Raw genomic sequence first — 23,702 nt, 5'->3', positions numbered from 1 at the left:
TCAGGCACCCCCCAAGCCACCCGGCGCGCCCTCGGGCACGTCGGGTGGCGTCCGCATTGATCGACGACGAGGCCGCTCGCGCCGGCCGTTGAGCAGCCGCCCGATGAACGTGTACCGCACGAACAACGCGTAGCTCGCCAGCAGCAACGCCGTCGTGATGATGGTCACCAGCGCGAACTTGCTCCACGCCGGGATCGGCACGAAGTAGAACGCCGCGTGCAACGCGAACACCAGTGGCAGGTGCGCGACGTACAGCCAGTAGCTCGAGTCGCTCACGTACCGAACCCAGCGCCGCTCTCCCGACAGCACACGCTCGCCCAGCCCGATCAGCCCGAAGCACAGGCCCCACACGAATACCCCCTGGCCGAGCCCCGCGAGGGCAAGCTGGACGCTCCGATCTTGCACGGCGTTGGTCAGTACCGTCTCACCAACCTCCGGCTCGGCCGCGTACAGCAGCACCATCGTCGGCAGGTATGCCAGCAGCGCGAGGGGCAGCATCAGCCACCAGCCCCTTCCCAAATGCGCCCGCGGCGATCCCGCTTCGGCCGGCGCACTGCGCACGAGGTACAGCAACGCACCGAATCCGAAGAACACCGCGTTGTAGCCCAGCACCAGCACCATCGGCGCCAGCCCAGCGCTCGTCGCCGGCCCCAGCACCGGGCCCTCCACCGTTCCCAGCACCGTCGGCCACGGTGCGGGCAGCCCGACTCCGCCGTCCATCGCGAACTCGAACGCCGCGACGAGCGGCACCAGCCACAGCAGGCTTGCCGGCGTACCGATGAGCAACCGCGCGATCGACACGCGCGACAAGCCGCGAAGGGCCGGCCCGGCGACCACCGCAACCACCGCGAAGCCCGCGACCAGCCAACAAAGGTGCCAGAGGAACCACAGGTGGTTGAACGTCGGAAACGCGAACAACGCACCGACGATCCATTCGGCCGGATGGCCGCTCTTGGCGACCGGCTCCGCAACGCCGCCCTGCCGCGCATCCTCGATCGCTGCCTCGAGCAGCGGCCGGATCTCGTCGCGCCCTGCGCGTACCTCCTCGAATTCCGCCTGGACACCCGTCAGCGAGGCGATGAAGCCCACCGTGCGGGCGTCGTGATCCATCGTGTCCGCAGGCGTCTCCCCTGAGTCGCTCTGCGCGAGCGGATCTGCTCCGGCCCCCAGCAGCACACGCGCGACCCCGGAGCGCCCGAAGAAGCACGCCGAATGCAGCGGCGTATTGCTATCGCGGTTGCGTGCGCTCGGGTCCGCACCGGCGTCGATGAGCTGCGCTGCGACCTCGGCCTCTCCGGTCATCGCCGCCCAGCCGAGCGCCGTGATGCCAAAGCGGGGGTCCTGCGCGTCCAGATCAGTGGCCACGCCCTCTTCGTCCCTGTTCTCGATCCAGTACGCCACCCGGTCCGCATCGCCCCGGGCCGCGGCCGTCCACAGGTCGGCGTCGCTCGTACTCTCACGAACGGCCGGCCCATCGCTCGACGCGGCGTTCGTCACGATGCTCGCGCCGATCGCCACCGCGAACGTCGCCGGCACGATCGTGACCAGCCCGATCGCCAGCGGCAGCGCAATGCGCTTGGAGCGGTGCTTCACCAGCCCGCCCGTGCCACGCCGGTACCACAACATCGCCGTGAAGAACCCGCTGAGCAGGAAGAACAGCGGCATGCGGAAGCCGTGGACGAACGAGAAGAAGTGGAAGTACGCCGGGTTGCCCGTCGGCTCGCGGACGACCCAAGGGATGTCGGTGTACGCCAGGCACGCGTGCAGCGCGATGCCCAGCAGCATGGCGAACGCCCGCAACGCGTCGAGATCGTGCCGCCGGGCTGCGCCGGAAACAGAGCCCGTGGCGAGGCCCGGAGCCGTCTGGTGCCTGGAAGGTGCCACTACGGGCGGGGGAGCGGGGGGAGGCTCGTGCATGGACGATGAGCATACGCCCGAATCGGGTCGCCCCCAACGACGATCGCCCTCGACGCCGGGGCCCGACGAGGGCCGCAACTCGCCGTCGCCCCGTCGTCGACCCGATACCCTCCGGTGGGCCACCGGTCGGCCCTCTCCAGACGCCCGCGCAAGGACGCTCCCATGGGCATGTACGAAAAAGACGGCCTGGGCATGTTCCACGGGCGGCTGGTGCTCCTGGCCGCCCTGGGCCTCGTTGGCTTTGCCGCCCTCACGGCCCAGCTCGGCCGGCTCAGCTTCCTCGACGGCGAGCGGCTCAAGGCCGACGCCGAGCGGCGGCTCGAACGCCTGGCCTACGAGCCCACCGTCCGCGGCCAGATCCTCGACCGCACTGGCCGCGTGCTCGCCCGAGACCGCCCCAGCTTCGACGTCCGCCTCGACTACGCCGTGCTCAGCGGCGTGTGGGTCGAAGTCATGGCCGTGCGGTTTGCAAAAGCGGCCCACGAAGAAGCCTGGGGCGAGCTGGCCTCAGAGCAGCGCGACAAGCTCGCGAGGTCGTACGAGCCATTCCTGCGAGAACACCTCGAACGCGGGCTGATTGAGCTGGCCCGCGTCGCCGACGTCCCGCTCGCCGACGTGCTCGAGCGGCAGGCCCACGTCGTCGCCCGCGTTGGCAAGATCGCCGAGCTCTACGCAGGATTCCGCATGGACCAGCTCGAGGAGCGCGCCGAGGCCCGCGGCCAGGAGCTCACCGACGAACTCAAGGCCCGGCTCGAAGCCCAGGCCCGCCGTCCGGTCGCCGAGCAAGAGCGGCCCCACACCGTCATCTCTCGGGTTGACGACGAAGTCGGCCTCCGGATCATGCAGCTCGCCGAGCAGACCATCTCCTTCGAGGCGCCGGTGCTCGACGTCGAGGGCAAAGCCACCGGCACGCGCGTTCGCGTCGAGCTCCCCGTCGTGCCGGGCCTGAGCGTCGGCGACGCCCGCGACCGCCAGTACCCCTATCGCAAGATCACCGTCGACGTCGATCGCTCGACCCTGCCCGGCCCGCTCAAGGGCGACGGCCGCGGCGACGCCTCGCTCAGCGTGACGGTTGGGGGGACGCTCGACGCCATCATCGGCCGCACACGCCGGGGCGTCTACGCCGAAGACGTGCAGCGCCGCAACGCGTGGCTTAAGAGCAACGCCGACGCGCAGCACGTCGCCCTGGCCATGACCGGCCGCGACGAAGACCGCGGCCGCTACATGGAGGGCGACCACGTCGGCCATACGGGCGTCGAGGCCAAGATGGAGCACGAGCTCCGCGGGTTGCGCGGCGTGCGTGTTCGTCGCCTCGACACGGGCGAGCAGCACGCCATAGAGCGCACGCCCGGCCGCGACGTCACCCTCACGCTCGACGCCGTGCTCCAAGCCCGCATCGCCGCGGCCATGAGCCCCGAGGTCGGCCTGACCGTCGCACAAGGGTGGCACGGCAACATCCAGAGCAGGCGCGACGACGGCCTGCCGCTCGCGGGCGCTGCCGTCGTCATCGACATCGACACGGGCGAAGTGCTCGCGCTCGTCAGCACGCCCACGGTCGACCCCGACGATCCCATCGGCAGCGCTACGAGGCCCGACGGCCTCGAGACCCAGGACTGGGACGACCCACGCTTCAACCGCGCCACGTCGGCCATCTACGCACCGGGCAGCATCGCCAAGGCCTTGACGCTCGTTTGGGCGGCGAGCCGAGGCGAGCAGCAGCTCGGCGAGCGCATCGCCTGCAACGGTCACTATCTGCCGGGCCGCAAGGACGTGCTCCGCTGCTGGATCTACCGCTCGGAACACAACTGGCTCACCCACAACATCGTGGCTGGTGGAGACCTCGACGAGCCCGAGGCACTCAAGCGATCCTGCAACATCTACTTCTACACGCTCGGCAGCCGACTCGGCTACGACCGCATGATCGAAGCCTACCGCCAGTTCGGCGTCGGCGCGGCCCCGCTCGATGCCGTGCCCTGCGCCGAGGGCCTGCTCGGCCGGATCCCGCGTCGCGACAAAGACGGCAACCCCATCGACATCCCGCCCTCACGCACCGACGCGATCATGCTGGGTATCGGCCAGGGCCCCGTCGCGTGGACGCCCCTGCACGCCGCCGATGCCTTCGCCACGCTCGCACGCGGCGGGGTCCGCCTCGGCCCCACGCTCGTGCGGCGCGAGACGCCGCCGCCACGCCAGGACATCGGGCTCGACCCCAGCTCGATCGATGCCGCGCTCGAAGGCCTCTGGCTCAGCGTGAACGATCGGGACGGCACCGGCTTCGGCACGACGATCAACGACGAGTACGTCCGCTATTTCACCGCCCCGGGCATCAGCGTCTGGGGCAAGACCGGCACCGCCCAGCAGGACGCCACGCTCACCAAGGAGGTCCGCGTCGCTCCCGATGGCGAGGTCGTGTGGGATCCGAAGAAAGAGCCACCCGGCACCGTCACGAGGTTCCGCCCCGTCAAGGCGAAATACACCCACGCCTGGTTCGTCGGACTCGTCGGCCCCGAGGGCGGGCGGCCAAAGTACGCCATCAGCGTCATGATGGAGTTCGCCGGTAGCGGCGGGCGGGTGAGTGCGCCGATCGCGAACCAGGTCATCCACGCCCTGCAGGAAGAAGGCTACCTGCCGCGCGGGTCAACGGGCGAGCGGGGCTGATGCTCGACCGCGTGCACGGCTTCATGCTCGCCGAGGGCTCGGGCTCCAGGGCCCGGTGGGCCATCGCCAACTTCGGCTGGCTGAGCTTTGCCGCCGCCCTCGCGCTCACGCTGCTGGGCGTCTACGCCATCGACATCGCAACCAAGAGCGACGGCGCCACGGGCCTGAGCCCCACCGCGCACCGCCAGTTGCTGTTCGTGGGCGTGGGCGTCTTCGCCGCGGGCGTGGCCTGCGTGCCGCACTACCGCTGGTTCGGCCTATTGCGCTGGCCGCTCATCATCGCCACGCTCGCGTTCCTCGTGTTCCTGCTCATCCCGGCAATACCCGAGTCGATCGTCAGACCCCGCAATGGCACGCGCGGCTGGATCGACCTGGGGCCGATGGACTTCCAGCCGGCCGAGCTAGCCAAGGTCGTGTTCGTCATCACGCTGGCGTGGCACATGCGCTACCGACGCAGCCACCGCCGCTTCCTCGGGCTCGTCGGCCCGGGGCTCATCGGCTTCGTGCCCATCTCGCTGATCATCCTCCAGCCCGACTTCGGCACGGCCATGATGATCGTGCCCGCGCTGGGGGCCATCGTCGTCGCCGCGGGGGCCAAGCTCCGCCACATCGCCGTCATCGCCCTGGTCGCCGCCATGGCCGCGCCCGCCAGCTATCCGTTCCTGAAAGACTACCAGCAGCAGCGCGTCGTCGGGCTCATCCGCCAGCTCCAGGGAAGCCAGGAGGGCGCCGACGGCATCAACTTCCAGGGCGGCACCGCCCAGCGCGTCATCGGCGCGGGGCAGGCCAGCGGCAACGCCGACCAGCACGCCCGCGCGCTCATCCGCTACAACCGACTGCCCGAGGCACACAACGACATGGTCTACAGCGTGCTCGTCACGCGCTTCGGCTTCTGGGGCGGCGTGGGCATCCTGGGCCTCTACCTTGCCTGGCTGCTGGGCGCGCTGGGCGTGGCGGCCACGTGCTCCGATCCGTTCGGCCGGCTGCTGTGCGTCGGGCTGGCCGCCCTCATCGCCGCCCAGACCATCGTCAACGTCGGCATGAACGTCGGGCTCGTCCCCATTGTGGGCATCACCCTGCCGTTCCTCAGCTACGGCGGGTCGAGCATCGTGGCCGTTTGGCTCACCACCGGGCTCGTGCTGGGCGTCGGGCTGCGAAGAACCAGCCAGTCGTACCGCCCGTCCTTTGAATACGCTGAGGGTGATGCCCAGCCGGTCCTCAGCAACGTCCGAACCCGCCCCAGCCCCTGATCGAGACGTGCAGGCGTTTCTTGCCGAGATCCTCGCCGAAGCGCCCACGCAGCCGCTCGAAGCACCGCCAGCATTCCTGGCCCAAGCCGCCGAGCTCGGCGTCGCCTTCGAGCCCGGCGAGATCGAGAAGCTCGGCAGGTTCCTGGCCATCCTGCTGCACGCCAACACCCGGATGAACCTGACGGCCATCAAGGACCCGTCCGAAGCCTGGACGCGGCACATCCTGGATTCCCTGACGCTCATGGCGCCGCTGGCCGAGCTGCCCGAGGGCGCCACCGTGATCGACGTCGGCACGGGCGGCGGCGTGCCCGGCGTGCCGCTGGCGATCGTCCGGCCCGACCTGCGCTTCACCCTGCTCGACGCCACCGCCAAGAAGACCGCCTTCGTGCGCGCGGTGCTGGACGTGTTGGGCGTGGAACACGCGACCGTCGTCACCGCTCGCGCCGAGCAGGCGGCCCGCGATCCCGAGCACCGCGACGCCTACGACGCCGCCATCGCACGGGCCGTGGGGCCGACGGCGACCATCGCCGAGCTCGCCACGCCCTTCGTCAAGCCCGGCGGCGTCACGCTGCTCATCAAGGGCGAGAAGGCGGGCGAGGAACTCGAGAACGCCAAGTCCGCCCTGCACCTGCTGCTGAGCGCCCACGCCGGCACGCTCGAGACGCCCACCGGCCGGATCGTCATCCTCGAGAAGCTGCGCCCGACGCCCAAGGCCTATCCGCGTGGTAACGGCGAGCCGAAGCGCAAGCCGCTGGGGCGCTGATGCCCGACGCACGAGACCTCCTCGAAGCCGACGGACCCATTGCCGAGGCGTTGGGCGGGCGATACGAGCCCAGGCCCGAGCAGCTCGGCATGGCCGACGCCGTCCAGCGCACGATGGAGAATCGCGCCCACCTGCTGGCCGAGGCGGGCACGGGCGTGGGCAAGAGCTTTGCGTACCTCGTGCCGGCGATGGTCCGGGCCATCTGCTTCGGCGAGCGCGTCGTCGTGTCGACGCACACCATCGCGCTCCAAGAACAGCTCATCGCGCGAGACATCCCGCTGCTGGAGCGCGTTCTGCAACCGGCGCTGCTCGCCCAGCCGGGCAGCCGCAGCGAGCTGCACGCCTCGCTGGTCAAGGGCCGGGGCAACTACCTCTCGATCCGGCGCCTCGAACTCGCGAGCAAGCGTCGGCTCAAGCTCTTCGGCGACGAGCCCAGCCGCCGCTCGCTCGGCACGATCGAAGAATGGGCCTACGCCACCCACGACGGCACGCTCAGCACGCTGCCCTCGCTCGAGAAGCCCGGCGTGTGGGACCGCGTGCAGAGCGACAGCGGCAACTGCATGGGCCGCAAGTGCCCGCGCTACCAGCAGTGCTTCTACCAGAACGCGCGGCGCGACATGGAGCGGGCGAACCTGCTCGTCACCAACCACGCGCTCTTCTTCAGCGACCTCGCCCTCCGATCGCGCGGCACGGGCTTCCTGCCCAAATACGACCACGTGGTGCTCGACGAGGCCCACACCGTCGAGGAGGTCGCCGCCGACCACTTCGGCCTCTCGCTAACCGAGGGCCGCGTCATGCACCTGCTGGGCGTGCTGCTCAACAGCCGGACCAACAAGGGCTACCTGGCCAACCTCGAGCTGGAAGACGATCGACCCCTGCTGGCCGCGGCGAGCGCCGTGCACGAGGCCGAGCTGGCGGCGCGCGAGTTCTTCGGCTCGCTGGGCGTCGTCGCGGGCGAGAAGGGCGGCGGGGATGGAGGAAGCCTGCGCATCCGCGAGCCCGGCGTGGTCGGGAACTCGGTCACGCCCGCCTTCGACGAACTCGCCGGACGGCTCAAGCGGCTGAAGGAAGCCCTGCCCGAGGAGCCCCGCTACGAGCCCGACAAGTTCGAGCTCAACAGCTACACGATGCGGGCCGCCGAGATCGCACGGGCCTGCGACGCGCTCGTCGAGCAGAGCCAGCCGGGCTTCGTGTACTGGGTCGATGCCAGCCGAAGCAGCACGGGCCGACCTCGCGTGAGCCTGACCTGCGCGCCGATCGACGTCGGCCCGATCCTGAACGAAGAGCTCTTCGGCCGCGACTTTTCGGTCTGCCTGACCAGCGCCACGCTCGCGACGAGCGCCCGCGACGATGGCTCCGGCTTCGACCACGCCATCGAGCGGCTCGGCGCCGCCGGCGCCTCCACGCTGCGATTGGGCTCGCCCTTCGACTACGAACGGCAGGTCCGGCTCATCGTCGACCAGCGCGTGGGCACGCCCGGCCGCGGGCTCGGCCGCGAGTACGAGGAACGCCTGGCGGCCGCGATCGTCGAGCACGTCGGCACGACGCGCGGCGGCGCGTTCGTGCTGTTCACCAGCCACCGGCTGCTGCGTGCGATGGCCCGGGCCTGCCGCGACCCGCTTGGGCGACTTGGCATCAACGTGCACGCGCAGGACGCCGACGGCTCGCGCGCCCTCGTTCTCGAGCGCTTCCGCGAGGATCCGAGCTCGGCCCTGTTCGGCGCCGCCAGCTTCTGGCAGGGCGTCGACGTGCCGGGCGAGAGCCTCCGCAACGTCATCATCACGCGGCTGCCGTTCGATCCGCCCGATCGCCCGCTCGCCGAGGCGAGAGCCGAGCGATTAAAGGAGCAGGGCAAGGACCCCTTCCGCGTCGACAGCCTGCCGCGCGCCGTCATCCGCTTCAAGCAGGGCTTCGGCCGGCTCATCCGCAGCGCGAGCGACACGGGGCAGGTGGTGGTGCTCGATCCGCGCATCGTTACCGCGCGCTACGGCTCGCTATTCGTCAAGGCCATGCCCGAGGGCGTGCCCGTCGAGCAGTACGAGGGCGAGCCGCTTGGCGAGCAGGCGTGGTAGACGCTCACGACCGCTTGATCGAGCGGATGATCGTCGCGATGGTTCGCCAGATGATCTTGAGGTCGAGCCAGAGGCTCATGTTCTCGACGTACTCGATGTCGTAGCGGATCCACTCCTGGAAGTCGCTGTCGGCCGCCCGCGTGCGCTTCACCTGCCAGAGCCCCGTTACGCCGGGCCGCACGCTTAGCCGCGCCTCGCGCCAGCCCGGGCAGTACTGGTTCTCCTTGTACGGGCTCGGCCGCGGGCCCACGACCGACATGTGCCCGACCAGCACGTTCAAGAATTGCGGCAACTCATCGATCTGGACCTTGCGGATGAACCTGCCCACGCGCGTCAGCCGTGGATCGTCCTTGATGTAGAACTGCGGCCCGTCGACCTGATTGAGCGCGGCAAGCTCGGCCTTCATCTTCTCCGCGTCCTTCCGCATGGAGCGGAACTTCAGGCACGGGAAGTCCTTGGCGTTGAGCGATTCGCGCGTGTGCGCGAAGAAGAAGGGCCGCCCGTCCTCGAGCCAGATGGCGAGCATGACGATCGGGTAGATCGGCAGCGTGACGGCGAGCGCCGCGAGCGCGAAGACGATATCGAATCCACGCTTGATGACACGCTCGAGCGTCGGGACCGAGCGGGGCCGCAGCGGCTCGGTGCGTTCGGTTGGTTGCAGGTCGAGCCAGCGCACGTCGCCCGGGTCGGGCGTGTGCTCCGGGTCGTCCCAGACGATATCGGGCCCGACGAGCAGTTCGTCGCTCGAGACCGTCCGGCCCGCGCCGACCCACACGCGGCCGATGCACTGGGCGCCCGATTCGAGCGAGGCCGTCGGGTCGAGCCAGGCGCCGCGGCTGTGCGGCTCGGCGCGTTCGATCGTGCTGCTCGGTGCATGCCATCGCTCGACGAGCAGGCGCGCGCAGCGCGAGAGTTCCGTCCGGTCGCCGGCATCGAACACCCGCGCGTCGATCACCATCGGCCAGCGTTGCCCGCGTCGCACCGCCCGTCGGAGCTTGCGCCAGCCGTCTCGGCGATCCTCGGCTTCCTGCCACAGCCTCGCGACCGTCGGCCGGTTGGTGACGGCCGCACGCGCGAAGCGAGAATCGTCGCTGCCATACACACGCTCGATCTTGATGAAGCGCCCGTCCTCGTCGGATACGATCCGCTCCCGGTAGGCGTGCTCGTCGACGTCTTGCAACCGGAGCATCACCAGGTCGGCGTCGTCCCAGACGATGTGGTCGACCACCGCTGGCAGCTCGAACAGGCAGAGCGTGCGAGGCTGGAGCAGCAGGAAGAGCTGTGCGTGCGGCACCAGCGGCGTGGCCATGCCCTGGCGCACCACCTGCACGCCGCGCGACGCCCAGAACCGGTCGTGCAGCGCGACGGGCGAGAGGCCGAACACGGTGGGGCTGGCGGCGGGTTCGGCGATCACGGCTGATCTCCGTCGGGCAGCGACCGGGCAAGGGCTTCGGCGACTCGTCGGGCCGCCTCGGACAACCCGGGTGCTTCGCCCTGCTCTCCGCCGCCGTTGAGGAGTAGCTGCACGATCGCGCCCGGTCCCGGCCAACCGGGTCCGCTGCGACCGGCCTCGGCGATGATCTGCGGATCGGCGCCCCACGCTCCCGGCACGACGTAGATCGTGTCGAGCGTCACGCGCTCGCCGTACTGGCCCGGGCCGCGGCCGTGGATCGTGCGGCGGAAACCTTCGCGCCGTTGGCCTGCACGGCCCGTCCAGCCGCCGGCCCGCATCGCCTGGATCGGATCGAACGCGAGCAGGTCGCGGCGGTCCTGGACGATGACGATCCGAAGAAACGCTTCTGTCGCGGAGGGCGAGTCGCCTCCCGGCAAGCCGGCAGCGCCGACGTACTGGTACTGCGTCGTCTTGTCGAGGTACGCGTTGTGCGGCGGGAAGGCGCGCGGCAGCGTCTCGGAAAGCTCGGTCCGCGTCCATCCGGGCGTTTCGACGATGAGGTCGGCGATGCCTGCCTCGTACGCCGATGGATCGACCATCGTTCCCTTGTGGCGGATGGGGTCTGCCAGGTAGACCGCGACGGCCAGCGGGATGATCAGGATGATGGGAACGGTTCGACTCACCGGAGCTCCTCGAAAGTCAGGCTATTGGTACGCCAACGCATACCGGCGGGCCGGCACCTGGGCGAAGGCGAGCAGGCGGATGCCGCCGTACAACATTCCGAGTGAGAGCGCCAGCGTCAGCCAGCCGCTCACCTGCGCGAGCGTGTGCGTCGAGGCCGGCCAATTCTCCGCCAGGATGGCGAACGGCACGAGTCGCACGATGTTGGCGACCATGGCCACGAGCGGGCTGGCGAGGACCAACGCGATGCGCACGCCGTGCCGCAGCGGCGTGCCGAACGCGAACGCGTAGGTTACCAGCCCGATGGCGGCGATCATGCGGACGCCGGCGAAGTCGCCCAAGCTCACCTGGTCGAGCCCAACGACGAGCTCGCGACCGCTCGCGTATGCCGGCATGCCGAAGATCTCGAGCACGCCGGCCGTCAGCGCCAGGCTCCAGGTGCTCAACACGTCGGTCAGCGGAAGCAGCCAGGCCATGGGCGCCGGCGCCAAGAAGAACAGCGCGACTACCGCCGGGCTCATGCGCAGCATCACGCTGCTGCCAACGACCGACCAGATGGCGCCGATCAGCACGCCGATCGCGCCCAAGTGCACGGCAAGCGTCGGCCCGAGCAGGCCGCCGAGCAGGTACGTCGCGGCCGCGAACGCGACGATCACCGGGCCGATCCACAGCCCGTTCCGGCCGGCGCTCCGCAGGCGTCGCCGCCGGCACAGCGCCAGCCAGCCCGCGACGGCGGGGACCAGCACGATGTACCCGTTGTCCGGGTCGGTCGTGGCGGTCATGTAAATATCCCGCCACGCCGGAAAGCAGGCAAACACCGCGGCCACCACGGCGATGCACGCCTGGATCGGCGTCCACCGCGTCCACTCCTGCACCGCGCCGGTCATGCCGCGCCCCCGACGATGGCGTCGGTCACGACCTGGCCTGCGGGCGCGAGGGCGCCGGGGCCGAGGATCGAACGCGCCACGACCGCCTCATCGCCGACGCGAGCGCCCGCTAGCACAACCGCGTCGCGCATCCGGCTCGTCGAGGAGACCTCGGCGCCGGGCTCGACGACGCGAAACGGCGCGCCGCCAGACAAGTGAGACAGCGCGGCGAGGTATTGCTCGCGATCGCGAACGGGCAGGCACACCCGACCGCCCGCCGCCGCCCGCGCGACGCGCACGCGGTGCCGCTTGGCGATGCCCGGCAGGCACTGTTCCTTGAAGTCCATGTACCCAGCGCCGGGCATCGATCGCATGACGTCGGCCGACACGAGCATGACGCCCGTGGGCGTGCCGTCGTGCTCGGCCAGCAGCGCCACGTCGGAGTCCAAGGCGATCAGATCGTCGAGCACTTCCGCCAGCGAGACGGTGAGCACGCTGCCGCCCGTGGCCACGAGCATCTTGCCCTCGTTCCCCTTGGCCGCGGCGCGGAGCACGCCGCCGGTGCCGAGGAACGCGACGTCGTCGGGTTCCACGGTCGTCCGGCCATTGTCCGTCGATGCCGGCGCCGGGCTCTTGGTGTCGGTCAGGATGCGGAGCGGCAGCGACGACGAGACACCGTCGAGCGCCGCCTGCCACCGTCCGCCGATGGTCTGACCGTCGAGCAGCGGGAGGTCCAGCACGTTGCGGGCGGTGGCCTTGAGCAGCGGTGTCGGCCGGACCGCTCCGGCGAACAACGCCATCTGCGAGATCGGGCTGCGGACGGCCCGGCCCTCGGGCCGGCCCGCGGAGGGTGCGCCGCTCATCGTCGCGCCGCCCGTGGCGGGCCGTTGGCTTGTCTTGGCCTCGGCCGAAGGTCCCATAGCACGGCGCCTGATCCCATCTCATCGACAGCCGCGTGGCCCTTCCACGCCGCTCCGGTATCGGTTCATCGGCACAATTCGAGTGCCGATGCCGATCGAGTGGAGATGATACTGGGCATGTCCACGCAGACCCAGCAATCGGCGCGAATCCGCGGCAGATCCGAGCGCTCTCAGCCCGCCGCCATCGAATAGGTCAACGGGCCGTTGGGGCCCAGTTCCAGGCCCAGGGCCATCCACGCCAGCAGCATGATGGTCCAGACGATGGCAAACACGATCGTGTAGGGCATCATCATCGAGATCAGCGTGCCCATGCCCGAACGGGGTGCGAACCGCTGCATGAACACCAGGATGATGACCAGGTACGCGTTGAGCGGCGTGATGATGTTGGTCGTGCTGTCGCCGATGCGGTAGGCCGCCTGGGTGAGCTCGGGGCTGATCCCCACGAACATGAGCATGGGCACGAAGATCGGCGCGAACAGCGTGTACTTGGCGCTCATCGACCCGATGAACAGGTTGAAGAACATCGTCATGACGATGAACGCGACGACCAGCCCGTAGTTGCTCAGGCCGCTGGTGGCGAGCGACTGCCCGCCCGCGTGCGCCATCATGACGTCGAGCCCGCTGTAGCTCATGTACTGGATGAACTGGGCCGCGAAGAACGCCAGCACGATGATCGGCGCCATCATCTCGATGGCCTTGATCATGACCGCGCCCGCGTCCTTGGTGCTCTTGATGCTGCCCGTGACCAGGCCGTACACCATGCCCGGGACGATCGATCCGATGAAGATGAGCGGCGTGATGACCACGACCCAGCGCGCAAACGGCGGCGAGCGCTTCTGCAGCACCTCACCGGAGTCGGTCACGAACGTTGTCAGGCTTGCGTCGGTGTAGTAGCCCGCGCCCTCGACGACCACCGCGCCCTCGGGCATCGTCTCCGGAGCCGCGACCGGCTCGCCATCGAGCTTCACGCGGTCGGCGATCGATGGATCGGGATCGGGGTTCTCGACGGTTGCAACGCCGGGCACCTGGTAGTCGTAGAGCGGCCAGTCCTTGACGACGACGGTCGCCACGATGATGCCGATGACGACGACGCCCGTCAGGGCCGCGGCGACCAGGCCCTTCTGCTCCGTTGGCGTGATCTGCTGGCTCTCCAGGTCGACCGCCTCGATGGGGGCTGGTCCGCCCTCCTCGATGCTCTTGCGGCTGAGCCGGCGCTCGACGAACCAGGCGCTCGTCGCCCAGCCCACGCCGGTGATGACGAAGGTCGAAACGATCATGAACCACCAATTGCAGGTCGCGGCTACCTGATAGTCCGCGTCGATGATCTGCGCGCCCTGCGTGCTGAGCGCCGCGAGCATGGGGTCGAGGCCCGTGACCACGAGGTTTGCGTTGAAACCTGCCGCCACGCCCGCGAACACTGCGGCGATGCCCGCCAGCGGCGAGCGACCGACCGACTTGTACAAGAGCGCCGCCAGCGGGGGCAGCACGACGTAGCCCGCATCGAGCCCGAAGCTGCTCATGATGCCCAGGAAGACCATGGCGGGCGTCAGGAGCTGGTTGGGCACCACCTTCATGAATGCCTTGAGCCCGGCACCGATCAGGCCGGTCTTTTCGGCGACGCCGATGCCCAGCATGCCGGTGAGGACGACGCCGAGGGGTGCGAAGCCCATGAAGTTGGCGACCATCGAGCTCAGGCACCAGTAGAGCCCGTCGCTGGTCAACAGGCTCTGGGCGGTCAGGACGGTGCCGGTGGGGACGAGTTCGGTCGTTGCCTCGCCCGTCGTCGGATCGACGGTCTCTCGGAGCGACTGCACCTCGACCGACCAGCCTTGCGTGTACGCGAGGTGGCTCACGATCATGACGACGATCGCGCCGAGCAGGAACAGCGTGGCCGCATCGGGCAGCTTGTTGCCGAGCCACTCGATCCAGTCGAGGGCGCCGCGGCGGTTCTTGATCAGATCCGGCTTGTCGGAGGGCGTAGGCACATGCTCGTCCATCGGCTGCTCCCGTGGGGTTCGACGCGTTGGGGCCTCAACCTACCCACGCCCCGCCCGCCAAGCAAGCCCTATGGTCGCGCCAACCGACGCGTTGCACCGCACGGGCGGTGCCCCGCGGTGGGAGGCCCCGTCCATGACCCAGCCCGAGTTCCTCCGCCTCCCGACTACCCGAGCCGACGCCGGCGTCGTGCTCGTGGGGGTGCCCTTCGACGCCACCACCAGCTACCGGCCCGGCACCGCTGGCGGACCCCTGGCGGTGCTCGAGGCCTCGGCCCAGGTCGACCTGGAAGACACCCGGCTGGGCCGCATCGCCGACCGCGGCATCGCCATGGAGCCTATCGAGCCCTGGATCGCCGAGCTCTCGGCCGCCGTCCGGCCCGACGCCGAGGCGCTGATCGAGGTCGAGGGCGAGCCGCCGGTAGACGAGGCCGCCCGCGAGCGCGTGAACGCCGCGTGCGAGCGCATCCGCAGGTACACGTACGAGCACGTGACGCAGATCTTGAGCGAGGGCAAGACCCCCGGCCTCGTCGGCGGCGAGCACGGCGTGCCCCTGGGCGCTATCGAGGCCTGCGCCGAACATGCAGGCGAGATCGGCATCCTGCAACTCGACGCGCACATGGACCTGCGCGACGCCTACTGCGGCCTGACCCACAGCCATGCCTCGATCATGCGCAACGCACTCACGATGGTGTCCGGCGTCAAGGCGCTGGCCCAGATCGGCATCCGCGACTACTGCAGGGAAGAGCTTGAGTTCTCGCGCTCCGCCAAGGCCGAATTCGGCAAGCCCGTCACCACCATCTTCGGCGAGCACGTGGCCGATGCGGGCGGCGACCCGGCGGCGTTCCGCTCGCTCGTCGATCGTGCGCTCGCGGCGCTGCCCGACGCGATCTACGTCACCTTCGACATCGACGCGCTCGAGGTTTATCTGTGCCCAAACACCGGCACGCCCGTTCCTGGCGGCCTGAGCTTTTCACAGGCTGCGGCAGTGATCCAGGCCGTCATCGAGAGCGGCAAGACGGTGGCTGGCTTCGACCTGGTCGAGGTCGCGCCCGATCCCGATCCGGGCGTTCGATCCATCGACGCGGTGGTAGGGGCCCGTGTGCTCTACAAGATGTGCGCGCTGGGCGCATAAAGAAACCGCGTATGCTCGCGGTCTTTCTGGACTTCACGGTTTGCCTTACCGCCGGTCGCGCTCTCGGATCAGCCTGAGCTGGAGCTTCGCCCGCTCCATCTGCCGCGTGATGCGCTCCTGCTCGGCGACCGGATCGGGATGATCCTTCGGCACGCGGCGGGCCTCGGCCTCGGCCAGTTCGGCCTTGGCGTCCTGCTCGTCGAGGTCGGCCGGGGCCCTGGCGCTGCTGGCCAGCACGCGGATGGTGTCGTTCGAGACCTGCACGAAGCCGTCCTCAACGAGGAATACCTGCTGCTGGCGGTCGCTCGTCTTCAGCGTCAGCAGGCCCAGGCCCAGCTTGGCAACCACGGGGGCCCGGCCCGGCAGCACGCCGAACTGGCCGTCGTGGGCGGGCACGGAGGCGTACTGAACCGGCCCGTCTGAGAGCACGCCATCGGGGGTGATCAGCTTGCAGGTCAGGGTGCTCATGCGTGCCCGGCTCCGTCGCAGAAGGGTCGTGGGGTCGTCGAGACCGGCCCTCAGGGGCCGGGGCCGCCATGGTAGCGCCATACGCTGGCCCATGCCCGCACGGGTCGCGCTCATCCTGCTCGGTGCACTGCTGCTGGCGGCGCTGGGCGTCCGCCTGCTGATCGACCCCGGCGGAGGACTCGCGCCGCCAGACTCGGGGGTCGTGCTCAACATCCGCCTCGATCGCGCGATCGCAGCCACGATCGTGGGGGTGTCCCTCGGGGCCGCGGGCGTGGCGCTCCAGGCCATGCTCCGCAACCCGCTGGCCTCGCCCGATCTGCTGGGCATGTCCGCCGGCGCGGTGCTCGCGGTCACCGTGGTCCACGCCCTGGGCTGGGCCGTGCGTGACGACCTGGCCGCCTTGGTCGGGTCGATCGGCGCCCTCGGGCTGGTGCTGCTGCTCGGCCGGCGGCGGGGCCAGGTCGAGCCGGTCACGCTCATCCTCGTCGGCGTGGCGCTGGCGATCGGGCTCGGCTCGCTCGCAAGCGCCGTCCGTGCCCTCATGCCGCCGAGCGCCAGGCTCGAGGGCGGCTGGTACTTCGGCTCGCTGACCGAGTCGCTTACCACGGGCCAGATGATCCTTGCCGGCGCCGTCGCGATCGTCGGGGCCGCATGGATCGCATGCCGCGGCCGGGCCCTCGATGCGGCGGCCATGGACGAAGACGAAGCGCTCTCGAGCGGGGTGCCGCTGAAGCGGCTGCGCGTCGAGATGGTGTTCATCGCCGGCGTGCTGACCGCGATCGCGGTGGTGCTCTCGGGGCCGATCGCCTTCCTCGGGCTGGTCTGCCCACACCTGGTACGCATGCTCATGGGCCCGCGGCACGCACCGCTGGTGATCGGCGCTGCGATGGTCGGCGCCGTGCTCATGCTCGCGAGCGATAGCGTCGCCCGGCTACTGCCGATGGAGACCGGCCGGATGCCAACGGGCATCGTCGTCGCCATTCTCGCGGCGCCGGCCTTGATCGTGATCCTCAGGAGCCAGGCGAGCCGGCCGGCCTAGGCCGGTGGGTCACGCCATCACGTCGATGTGCGGCGCCGGCGTGGGCATCTCGTCGGCGCGTCGTTCCTGCTTGAGCTGCGTCGAGTCGCTCAGGGCGCTCACCGTCGACCACACCTCGCCGCCCAGGTCGCCGGGCGACAGCGTTTCGGCCGACGCGGACTCGATCTGCTCGGACGCAGCCACCTCGGCTTCGGCGGGCGTGGCTCGCTCATCGCGCGTGTTGGTTGCGATCGGCGGTGCCGGCGGTTCGGCGGTCGTCACCTCGGCCGCCTTGCGGTCCGACATGCCCTGCTTCGCAAGAGCTCGCCGCGCCGCGTCTTCCATGCGGGTTGCCTTCGACGCGACCGCCCGGTCCGTACCCGAGGGGTCCATCGGCGCCAGGGCGGCTCGGCGGATCTGGGCGGCCTTCTGGACGGTCTCTTCGGGCGTCCGGCCAGGCGACGTGTCGATCTGCACCGATCCGGCGACCGCGTACCGCTTGCCGTCGGGTCCGGTCTCGAAGGTGTAGTTGGGACCGCCGCGATAGAGCGCGCCCGCCGCCGCGCGGTGGGCCTCTTCGTGCCGGCGCACGCGGGCGTCGGTCTCGCGCAGTTCCTCGAGCTTTCGCTTCTCGGCCTCGCTGAGCTGCTCGCCGGTCTGGGAGCGCTCGGCCTTCTTGCCTGGTAGGGCAGCTCTCGCCGATTGGGCGGCGAATGGGCTGGCGGTTTGGCTGGCATCCGTTGCCGAGAACATGGGACTTCCTTAACTCCATCATCGACCGAATCCCGCGAGCCCTGCCCGACTGAAGCGATCCCCGGCCGGTCGTGCCGAAAGGCGTGACGATCGTGCCGACTGGGCAAACCGGAAGGACCAATAAGCGAGCGCAACGAAAAACCGCACGGTGTTCCGTGCGGTCGAGTCTGCCTCGATCTGTGGGCGAGCGTCGGGCCTACTTGGCCTTCTTCTTGTCCTTGCCGGCGAAGTAGTTGCCGCCGAACTTCCGCTGGAACTTCTCGACGCGGCCGGCGGCGTCGACGAAGGCCTGCTTGCCCGTGAAGAAGGGGTGCGAGCCCGACCAGACCTCCACGTGCATCTCTGGGACGGTGGCGCCCACGGTCATCACGACCTCGCCGTTGTGGTAGACCTTACAGTTGGGGTAGTACGTTGGGTGGGTTTCCTGCTTCATGGCCCGGCTCCGAAGATTCGTCTGGTGCGTGGAACGGAGAGTATATCCCCGCCGCCAGGGGCGGGCACCTGCCGGAGCCGCCGGACTCTCAGGAGAAGCCCTAGGCCGCGCCCTCGCGCGGGTCGATGGCAGCGTGGTTCAGCAGCCACCGCATCAGGTCCCGCATCGTCACCACGCCCACCAGGTGGCCCCGATCATCGACCACGGGCAGGGCCGAGATACGCCGGTGCAGCAGCATGAGCGTGGCGTTCTCGGCCGTCTCGTCGGGCGAGATCGTGTGCAGCTTGCGGCTCATGATCTGGTGGGCCCGCCGCTTGAGGCTGTTCGCGTCGGCCGTCCGCTCGTTGATGGTGCCCGCAAAGGGGCTGACGGCGGCCAGCACGTCCCGATCGGACACGATGCCCGCGAGCCTGCCGTCGTCGCCGATGACCGGCAGGTGGCGGAAGCGGTAGTTCGTGAAGAGCTCGCGCAGGTGCTCGAGGTCGTCGTCCATGCTGGCCGTCACGATCTGCCGCGTCATGATGTCCGAGATCTTCATGCCGTACCTCCGGGGAGCCTTCTCCACAACTATCGGCCGGATGGAGCCCTGCGCGCAGCCGCTACAGTCGTCGATGCCCACCGACGACCACGCGGCCCAGGGTCGCGGCTCCGATAATCGCCCTGCCGGCCCCGAGGGCATCCACGCACCCTGGCGACTGCAGTACCTCGAGTCGCTGGGTGACGCCGAGTCGAAGGCCTCCGACGGCTCGGGCGGCACGTTCCTTTCGGCCTACTGGAGCAATCCGGAAGACGACGATGCCAACCACGTGGTGGCCCGGACTCGACGCGGCATGATCCTGCTCAACGCGTTCCCCTACGCCAACGGCCACCTGCTGGTCGCGTTGGGCGAGCCGCGCTCGAGGCTGCTGGACTACGAGCCCGACCAGCGCGGCCACTTGTGGATGCTCACCGAGCTCGCCTGCGATCTCGCCGAGCGCACGCTCGAGTGCCAGGGCCTCAACGTGGGCATCAACCAGGGCCGCGCCGCGGGCGCGGGCGTGCCTAGCCACCTGCACGTCCACGTCGTGCCGCGGTGGGGCGGCGATACCAACTTCATCACGACGGTGGGCCAGGTGCGTGTCGTGCCCCAAGCACTCGACGACATGGCGCGCCGCTACCGCACCACTTGGGCGAACATGCGGCTCACGATCGACTAGTTTTGAAGGGTCTTTCGACCGTTGTCGGCTAGATGCTCAGGCCGAGGTCGAACTGCCCGTCCTCGCGTGCCTGGCACCGAGCGACGTAGCCCTTGATGAAGGTCGCGCGGCGGCCCTCGTCGTACAGGGTCACGCGATCGCCCGGCTCGAGTTGCTGGCGTGCCACCAGACCCACGCCGCTCGCGCTCGTGTCACGCAGTTCGAGGGGCAAGAGCCACCGCCCGCCCTCGGCGCCGAAGACGACGCCCAGCCGCTGGCCGTGGGCCGGGCCGCGGACGGCGCGGCGCCGGTCAAAGGGGTATGGCCCCGGGTCGGGCATTGCGTCGCCCGTGGTCTTGGTCTGGAGCCTCTTCAGTTCGATCTGTTGCGCTGCATCCATGTGTCACCACCTCGCGGATGAACCCTTGCGAACGCGGCCTTCCACCCCGGCCACGCGGGCCTTCCCTGGCCACTTCGGCTCTCGCTCCCTCTTTCGCATCGGCTGGGCGCGGGTGGGTGGTTTATCCCGGTTGGGCAAAGGAACGCAAATTTCCGGGACAGGCGGATCTTGCGCCCGGCCCGTCGCGGATGTCACGCACGGCGTTCGCTGGCACCTGGCGGGCCCGCCCTTCACGGTGTAGCGATGGAGCGGGGCGGCGCGTAATCTGTACTCGGAGGAGACCCATGGCCCAGACCACGACCATCGCCGCGGTGCGGACCGGTATCGTTCTTGCTTCGTTCGGGTGCGCCGCTGCTTTTGGTCAGGAACGCCTGGCGAGCAACGGACCGCTGTCGGCCATGCCCGGGGCCCACGAAACCGGAGCCGACCTGATCTGGGCCTTGCCCGACGGTGCCTCGGCGGGCGTCAGTGCCCATGCGCCGCTGGCGTACCGCCTGGCCGAGCCCATCACGCTCGATGGCAACGCGACGATCGAGTCGGTCGTGGTCTACGCGTATCAGCAGGGCGCCATCGACGGCCCGACTATCGACTCGCTGGGCCTCGAACTCTGGCAAGGCCGACCCGGAGACGCTGGCAGCACCCGCGTCGCGGGCGACATCGAAGCCAACATGCTGTCGAGCGTCGAGCCCGCCAACGCGTTCGTCGCCATGACTGGCGTGTCGTTCACGATCGATCGCCCCGTGTTCGCGCTCACCGCCGGCGATCTGGATTGGGCCGTCGAGGCCGGTGACTACTGGCTCGTGTGGACCATGGAGGGCAGCCTCGACGGCGGACCCTACAGCCCATATCTGGGCGACGATGCGCAGCCGGTGATCGGCCAGGCCCGCCAGCGCGTGCTCGGCGCCTGGCGGCCGGCACGCAACAAGACCGAGGGCGGCGTGCAGGTCTCCCTGCCCTACGAGGTGTACGGCAGCTTCACGTGCACGGCCGACTGCGACGACGACGGCGCGCTCACCATCTTCGACTTCCTGTGCTTCCAGAACGCCTTCGCCGCCGGCGAATCGAGCGCCGACTGCGACGGCGATGGGCAAGTGTCGATGGACGACTTCGCCTGCTTCCAGGCGGCGTTCATGGCCGGCTGCGGCTGAAGAGTCTGCTCTGGATTCAACGGCCCGTCGGATCGATCAGGCGGTCGATCGAGAGCGTCGTGATCGACGGCGCCTCGATGCCCGTGACGACTTCCCAGAACGGCTCGTCGAAGCCGTCGGGCAACCAGATCTTGAATTGGCCGCGCGGGTCGTCGGCGTAGGTCTTGAGCGAGGCGTTGCCGGCGAACATGGCCCGCTGGATCAGCAAGAGGTCGTCGCCCACGTACTCGGACTCGGCCGACACGCCCACGATGGCGTCGACGAGCTCGCCGAAGAGTTGGCGGTCGCTCTCGAGCAACACGTGGGCGTCGTCCCAGAGCAGGAAGCGGAAGCGACTGGCCGGCCCGCTGTGGGCAGGGTCTCGACCGCGGAGCATGGAGACGACCCCACGCGGGCCGTGCACGCGGCGGGCGAGCGACGGGCCGGGCACGCTCCGCTCGAGCTGCGCACAAAACGACTCCAGGTCGTGGATGTGCCGGCCCTGGAAGCGGAAGACCTCGGTGTAGCGCTGGGCCTGCAGGAACTGGCCCAGCGACGCGAGAAAATCGAGCTGGCGCCTGGGCGAGGGCGACCATGCGACGAGGTGCGCCTCGTCGGCCATGGCCAGCACGTCGGCCTGCCACCGTCCCCCAAGAAGGGGGTTATTCGATTGGCTGGTGAGAACGCCCATACCCCGGAGCCTTCCATCCGTGACCGACCACAACACAACATGCAGGGCAGACAGCCGTACCCCTATTCCGGCCACCACGAGGGAGCCGTGTTCCTCTGTGCTGTAAGTGTGCGCCGGGATTGCGACTCGGCCACCATTCGCCGGAATAGCCGGCGCAACCGACAGAAACCGCAGGGCTTTCCGGGCCCGCACTGGGTCCACCGGCGGTTATTGTCCGGGTTAATCCCGATTCATATACGACCCGTGCGCTGGCCCGAGCCGAGCGTCGCCCCAAGTTCCGTCTCCGCCACGTCTTGCGACGCGTCGGTCGCCGGCGCGGGGGTGTTGCTCATCTTCAACCGCTTCTCGCCCGATCCGGCCACCGAAGGACGATCGTGGCCGGCCGCCTCGCGTCCGTCTTCGGTGACCTGGTAGACGATGCCGATGGTGTGCTCCGGCTGGCCGAGCAGCAACCGGTCGACCACCTCGACGCCCTGCATGAGCGTGTGGTCGGTGTTGGCGACCTCGTACTTCCACATGCCGAAGCGGCCGCGGCTGTAGATGCCCCGCGATTCGAGCCAGGGGATGACCACCGATAACCGCTCGTCCCGGTCGACCGACGGCGTGGGGTAGCTGTACTCGACGGCGTGGTGCCAGGTGCTCACGACGTCCTGGCGGTCACCGGGTTCGAGCAGGCCGGCGTTCTCGAGGCCCGTGATCGTGTCTTCGACGATGCTTGCCGGGTCGACGGGCTTGTGCGCGCTGGCGCTGGTCTCGCAGAGCAGCGAGTAGTGCGTGGCGTTGTCGCCGGACTGGTCGGGCGTCATGTAGGGCGAGTAGTTGCTGAGGTAGGTGACGCGGTAGAAGGGGCAGTCGTCCTCGGGGAAGTACATCCAGCTCTTGGTGCTCGGGCAGGGCCGCTTGAGGCCGACGCCCACCATGTGCCCGGCCGAGTGCAGCAGCCCCGCGGCGGCGGTTCTGACGTGATCGGGCGCGTCGGCAACCACCTCTTTGCACAAGACGTCCACGGGCATCGCCGAGATGAGCACGTCGAACGGCAGCTGTTCTTCCGAGCCATCGGCGTTCCGGACGGTCACGATCTTCTCGGCCGAGTCGATGCGCTCGACGCGGGTCGAGAGCCTGATCGCGTCCTGCAGGCGCTCGGCCATCCTGCGATAGAACTCGCCCGTCCCGCCGCGCAGGGGGAACTTGAACTTGTTGTTGGGCCCCCAGCCGAAGTCGTCCTTGCCCTCGACGACGTTTCGGACGGCTCGCTCCACGTCGATGACCGCGACGCGCTCGCCGATCCAGTGCTTGTTCATCATCTCGGGCGGGTGGGCCCAGACCTTGAAGTTGTACGGCCGCATGAACAGGCGGGCGATGCCCTCGCCGAAGACGCGGTCGATGAACTCGCCGAAGTTGGCGGCGTCCCTGAAGCTCGGGGCGTCGGCCGCCTGGGCCTTGATCAGGCCGATCAGGCAGTCGGCGGCGTCCTTTGAAGGCAGGTAGCGGATGTTGTTCTGGAAGGGGTACGGCACCCACGTGCCGCGCATCCGCACCCAACTCTCGCGATCATTGAGCGCGAATTCGTCGCCCATGACCGCATCGAAGACCTTGTCGTAGTAGTCATAGTGGCTGAACATCACGTGTCCGCCGATGTCCCACGTGAAGCCGGCATCGTCGACGAACGAGTGCGCCAATCCGCCGGCGTAGGGATTGGCCTCGAGCACGACGAAGTTCTCGTGCCCCAGCTCGCGCAGCCGCCATGCAGCGCCCAGGCCCGTTGGCCCGGCCCCGATGATCAGGACCCGTGCGTCAGCGGGAAGCGATCCAGCCGTGGGTTCGTGGGTGCCGCTGCGTTCGTGCATCAAGAAGTCGATCCTCATTCGTTCGGTGTCGAGCGGCGGATGAGAGCGTCATTCGCACGCATCCGTGTCGTTGAGGCCCGGATCCTGATTCGTCGCACAGATCCGTGGAATCACGATACGGACCGCCGTTCGGGGCCCGTC

Annotated in this window: 21 protein-coding genes; 8 read left to right on the top strand and 13 right to left on the bottom strand. The window is 69.3% G+C overall.

Annotation, left to right across the window (positions count from 1 at the left end):
• On the bottom strand, positions 1-1,917 hold the full coding sequence (locus RIA68_08990; GenBank protein ID MEQ8317578.1) for an acyltransferase family protein: 1,917 nt from the start codon (positions 1,915-1,917) through the stop codon (positions 1-3).
• A 162-nt stretch (positions 1,918-2,079) separates the two neighbouring features.
• Here RIA68_08990 and RIA68_08985 point away from each other — a divergent pair, with 162 nt between their 5' ends.
• The 4 genes from RIA68_08985 to RIA68_08970 are packed head-to-tail and all read left to right on the top strand — an operon-like array spanning position 2,080 to position 8,660.
• Positions 2,080-4,575 carry a penicillin-binding transpeptidase domain-containing protein gene (locus RIA68_08985; GenBank protein ID MEQ8317577.1) on the top strand — a complete coding sequence of 832 codons (2,496 nt, stop codon included), beginning with the start codon at positions 2,080-2,082 and terminating at the stop codon, positions 4,573-4,575.
• Positions 4,575-5,825 (top strand): FtsW/RodA/SpoVE family cell cycle protein, encoded by a 1,251-nt coding sequence (locus tag RIA68_08980; GenBank protein ID MEQ8317576.1) that lies wholly within the window; start codon positions 4,575-4,577, stop codon positions 5,823-5,825. Before RIA68_08985 ends, RIA68_08980 begins: the two co-directional genes overlap by 1 nt.
• Positions 5,779-6,588, top strand: a complete 810-nt coding sequence (gene rsmG / locus RIA68_08975; GenBank protein ID MEQ8317575.1) for a 16S rRNA (guanine(527)-N(7))-methyltransferase RsmG — start codon at positions 5,779-5,781, stop codon at positions 6,586-6,588. The genes RIA68_08980 and rsmG overlap by 47 nt, the downstream gene beginning before the upstream one ends.
• A complete protein-coding gene (locus tag RIA68_08970; protein ID MEQ8317574.1) occupies positions 6,588-8,660 on the top strand; it encodes a helicase C-terminal domain-containing protein in 2,073 nt (690 codons plus the stop codon). Before rsmG ends, RIA68_08970 begins: the two co-directional genes overlap by 1 nt.
• A gap of 4 nt (positions 8,661-8,664) precedes the next feature.
• Here RIA68_08970 and RIA68_08965 read toward each other — a convergent pair whose 3' ends face one another.
• The 5 genes from RIA68_08965 to RIA68_08945 form a co-directional block, all read right to left on the bottom strand.
• Positions 8,665-10,074 carry a sugar transferase gene (locus RIA68_08965; protein ID MEQ8317573.1) on the bottom strand — a complete coding sequence of 470 codons (1,410 nt, stop codon included), beginning with the start codon at positions 10,072-10,074 and terminating at the stop codon, positions 8,665-8,667.
• Entirely contained in the window at positions 10,071-10,736 is a 666-nt protein-coding gene (locus RIA68_08960; protein MEQ8317572.1) for a hypothetical protein, read from the bottom strand. Before RIA68_08960 ends, RIA68_08965 begins: the two co-directional genes overlap by 4 nt.
• A 21-nt stretch (positions 10,737-10,757) precedes the next feature.
• Entirely contained in the window at positions 10,758-11,621 is an 864-nt protein-coding gene (locus tag RIA68_08955) for an exosortase/archaeosortase family protein (protein ID MEQ8317571.1), read from the bottom strand.
• Positions 11,618-12,463 (bottom strand): hypothetical protein, encoded by an 846-nt coding sequence (locus RIA68_08950; protein MEQ8317570.1) that lies wholly within the window; start codon positions 12,461-12,463, stop codon positions 11,618-11,620. The genes RIA68_08955 and RIA68_08950 overlap by 4 nt, the downstream gene beginning before the upstream one ends.
• A 227-nt stretch (positions 12,464-12,690) precedes the next feature.
• Entirely contained in the window at positions 12,691-14,517 is a 1,827-nt protein-coding gene (locus RIA68_08945) for an AbgT family transporter (GenBank protein MEQ8317569.1), read from the bottom strand.
• A 133-nt stretch (positions 14,518-14,650) separates the two neighbouring features.
• Here RIA68_08945 and RIA68_08940 point away from each other — a divergent pair, with 133 nt between their 5' ends.
• Positions 14,651-15,649, top strand: coding sequence for an agmatinase family protein (locus tag RIA68_08940; protein ID MEQ8317568.1), 999 nt, complete (start codon positions 14,651-14,653; stop codon positions 15,647-15,649).
• A 45-nt stretch (positions 15,650-15,694) separates the two neighbouring features.
• Here RIA68_08940 and atpC read toward each other — a convergent pair whose 3' ends face one another.
• Positions 15,695-16,117, bottom strand: a complete 423-nt coding sequence (atpC, locus tag RIA68_08935; protein MEQ8317567.1) for an ATP synthase F1 subunit epsilon — start codon at positions 16,115-16,117, stop codon at positions 15,695-15,697.
• Positions 16,118-16,208: 91 nt separating this feature from the next.
• Between atpC and RIA68_08930 the strand changes: the two genes are divergently transcribed.
• Complete coding sequence (locus tag RIA68_08930; GenBank protein MEQ8317566.1) at positions 16,209-17,156, top strand: iron ABC transporter permease; 948 nt, start codon at positions 16,209-16,211, stop codon at positions 17,154-17,156.
• Between the two features lie 9 nt (positions 17,157-17,165).
• On the opposite strand, the gene RIA68_08925 is transcribed toward RIA68_08930, so the two are convergent.
• From RIA68_08925 to RIA68_08915, 3 genes are all read right to left on the bottom strand, one after another.
• On the bottom strand, positions 17,166-17,888 hold the full coding sequence (locus RIA68_08925; protein ID MEQ8317565.1) for a putative metalloprotease CJM1_0395 family protein: 723 nt from the start codon (positions 17,886-17,888) through the stop codon (positions 17,166-17,168).
• Positions 17,889-18,084: 196 nt separating this feature from the next.
• Positions 18,085-18,321 (bottom strand): 50S ribosomal protein L31, encoded by a 237-nt coding sequence (rpmE, locus tag RIA68_08920; protein MEQ8317564.1) that lies wholly within the window; start codon positions 18,319-18,321, stop codon positions 18,085-18,087.
• A 100-nt stretch (positions 18,322-18,421) separates the two neighbouring features.
• Positions 18,422-18,859: a CBS domain-containing protein gene (locus RIA68_08915; protein MEQ8317563.1), complete on the bottom strand. Its 438-nt coding sequence runs from the start codon at positions 18,857-18,859 to the stop codon at positions 18,422-18,424.
• Positions 18,860-18,932: 73 nt separating this feature from the next.
• On the opposite strand from RIA68_08915, the gene RIA68_08910 reads away from it, so the two are divergent.
• Positions 18,933-19,517, top strand: a complete 585-nt coding sequence (locus RIA68_08910) for an HIT domain-containing protein (GenBank protein MEQ8317562.1) — start codon at positions 18,933-18,935, stop codon at positions 19,515-19,517.
• Between the two features lie 28 nt (positions 19,518-19,545).
• Here the strand turns inward: RIA68_08910 and RIA68_08905 are convergent, their stop codons facing one another.
• A complete protein-coding gene (locus tag RIA68_08905) occupies positions 19,546-19,896 on the bottom strand; it encodes a PilZ domain-containing protein (GenBank protein ID MEQ8317561.1) in 351 nt (116 codons plus the stop codon).
• A gap of 284 nt (positions 19,897-20,180) precedes the next feature.
• On the opposite strand from RIA68_08905, the gene RIA68_08900 reads away from it, so the two are divergent.
• Positions 20,181-21,044: an EF-hand domain-containing protein gene (locus RIA68_08900; GenBank protein MEQ8317560.1), complete on the top strand. Its 864-nt coding sequence runs from the start codon at positions 20,181-20,183 to the stop codon at positions 21,042-21,044.
• Between the two features lie 16 nt (positions 21,045-21,060).
• Here the strand turns inward: RIA68_08900 and RIA68_08895 are convergent, their stop codons facing one another.
• Both RIA68_08895 and RIA68_08890 read right to left on the bottom strand, forming a co-directional pair.
• Entirely contained in the window at positions 21,061-21,714 is a 654-nt protein-coding gene (locus RIA68_08895) for a hypothetical protein (protein MEQ8317559.1), read from the bottom strand.
• Between the two features lie 230 nt (positions 21,715-21,944).
• A complete protein-coding gene (locus RIA68_08890; GenBank protein ID MEQ8317558.1) occupies positions 21,945-23,561 on the bottom strand; it encodes an FAD-dependent oxidoreductase in 1,617 nt (538 codons plus the stop codon).
• Positions 23,562-23,702: the final 141 nt, after the last annotated feature.

Source organism: Phycisphaerales bacterium (assembly GCA_040217175.1).
GTDB lineage: Bacteria > Planctomycetota > Phycisphaerae > Phycisphaerales > UBA1924 > JAHCJI01.
Note: the sequence above shows the minus strand (reverse complement) of the source record. Positions and strands in the feature narration are given on the sequence as shown.

What these genes read in the sequence shown, in the direction of transcription:
- RIA68_08990 (MEQ8317578.1), bottom strand. Translation starts at nt 1,917, where the DNA reads ATGCACGAGCCTCCCCCCGCTCCCCCGCCCGTAGTGGCACCTTCCAGG.
- RIA68_08985 (MEQ8317577.1), top strand. Translation starts at nt 2,080, where the DNA reads ATGGGCATGTACGAAAAAGACGGCCTGGGCATGTTCCACGGGCGGCTG.
- RIA68_08980 (MEQ8317576.1), top strand. Translation starts at nt 4,575, where the DNA reads ATGCTCGACCGCGTGCACGGCTTCATGCTCGCCGAGGGCTCGGGCTCC.
- rsmG (MEQ8317575.1), top strand. Translation starts at nt 5,779, where the DNA reads ATGCCCAGCCGGTCCTCAGCAACGTCCGAACCCGCCCCAGCCCCTGAT.
- RIA68_08970 (MEQ8317574.1), top strand. Translation starts at nt 6,588, where the DNA reads ATGCCCGACGCACGAGACCTCCTCGAAGCCGACGGACCCATTGCCGAG.
- RIA68_08955 (MEQ8317571.1), bottom strand. Translation starts at nt 11,621, where the DNA reads ATGACCGGCGCGGTGCAGGAGTGGACGCGGTGGACGCCGATCCAGGCG.
- RIA68_08950 (MEQ8317570.1), bottom strand. Translation starts at nt 12,463, where the DNA reads ATGAGCGGCGCACCCTCCGCGGGCCGGCCCGAGGGCCGGGCCGTCCGC.
- RIA68_08945 (MEQ8317569.1), bottom strand. Translation starts at nt 14,517, where the DNA reads ATGGACGAGCATGTGCCTACGCCCTCCGACAAGCCGGATCTGATCAAG.
- RIA68_08940 (MEQ8317568.1), top strand. Translation starts at nt 14,651, where the DNA reads ATGACCCAGCCCGAGTTCCTCCGCCTCCCGACTACCCGAGCCGACGCC.
- atpC (MEQ8317567.1), bottom strand. Translation starts at nt 16,117, where the DNA reads ATGAGCACCCTGACCTGCAAGCTGATCACCCCCGATGGCGTGCTCTCA.
- RIA68_08930 (MEQ8317566.1), top strand. Translation starts at nt 16,209, where the DNA reads ATGCCCGCACGGGTCGCGCTCATCCTGCTCGGTGCACTGCTGCTGGCG.
- RIA68_08925 (MEQ8317565.1), bottom strand. Translation starts at nt 17,888, where the DNA reads ATGTTCTCGGCAACGGATGCCAGCCAAACCGCCAGCCCATTCGCCGCC.
- rpmE (MEQ8317564.1), bottom strand. Translation starts at nt 18,321, where the DNA reads ATGAAGCAGGAAACCCACCCAACGTACTACCCCAACTGTAAGGTCTAC.
- RIA68_08915 (MEQ8317563.1), bottom strand. Translation starts at nt 18,859, where the DNA reads ATGAAGATCTCGGACATCATGACGCGGCAGATCGTGACGGCCAGCATG.
- RIA68_08910 (MEQ8317562.1), top strand. Translation starts at nt 18,933, where the DNA reads ATGCCCACCGACGACCACGCGGCCCAGGGTCGCGGCTCCGATAATCGC.
- RIA68_08905 (MEQ8317561.1), bottom strand. Translation starts at nt 19,896, where the DNA reads ATGGATGCAGCGCAACAGATCGAACTGAAGAGGCTCCAGACCAAGACC.
- RIA68_08900 (MEQ8317560.1), top strand. Translation starts at nt 20,181, where the DNA reads ATGGCCCAGACCACGACCATCGCCGCGGTGCGGACCGGTATCGTTCTT.
- RIA68_08895 (MEQ8317559.1), bottom strand. Translation starts at nt 21,714, where the DNA reads ATGGGCGTTCTCACCAGCCAATCGAATAACCCCCTTCTTGGGGGACGG.
- RIA68_08890 (MEQ8317558.1), bottom strand. Translation starts at nt 23,561, where the DNA reads ATGCACGAACGCAGCGGCACCCACGAACCCACGGCTGGATCGCTTCCC.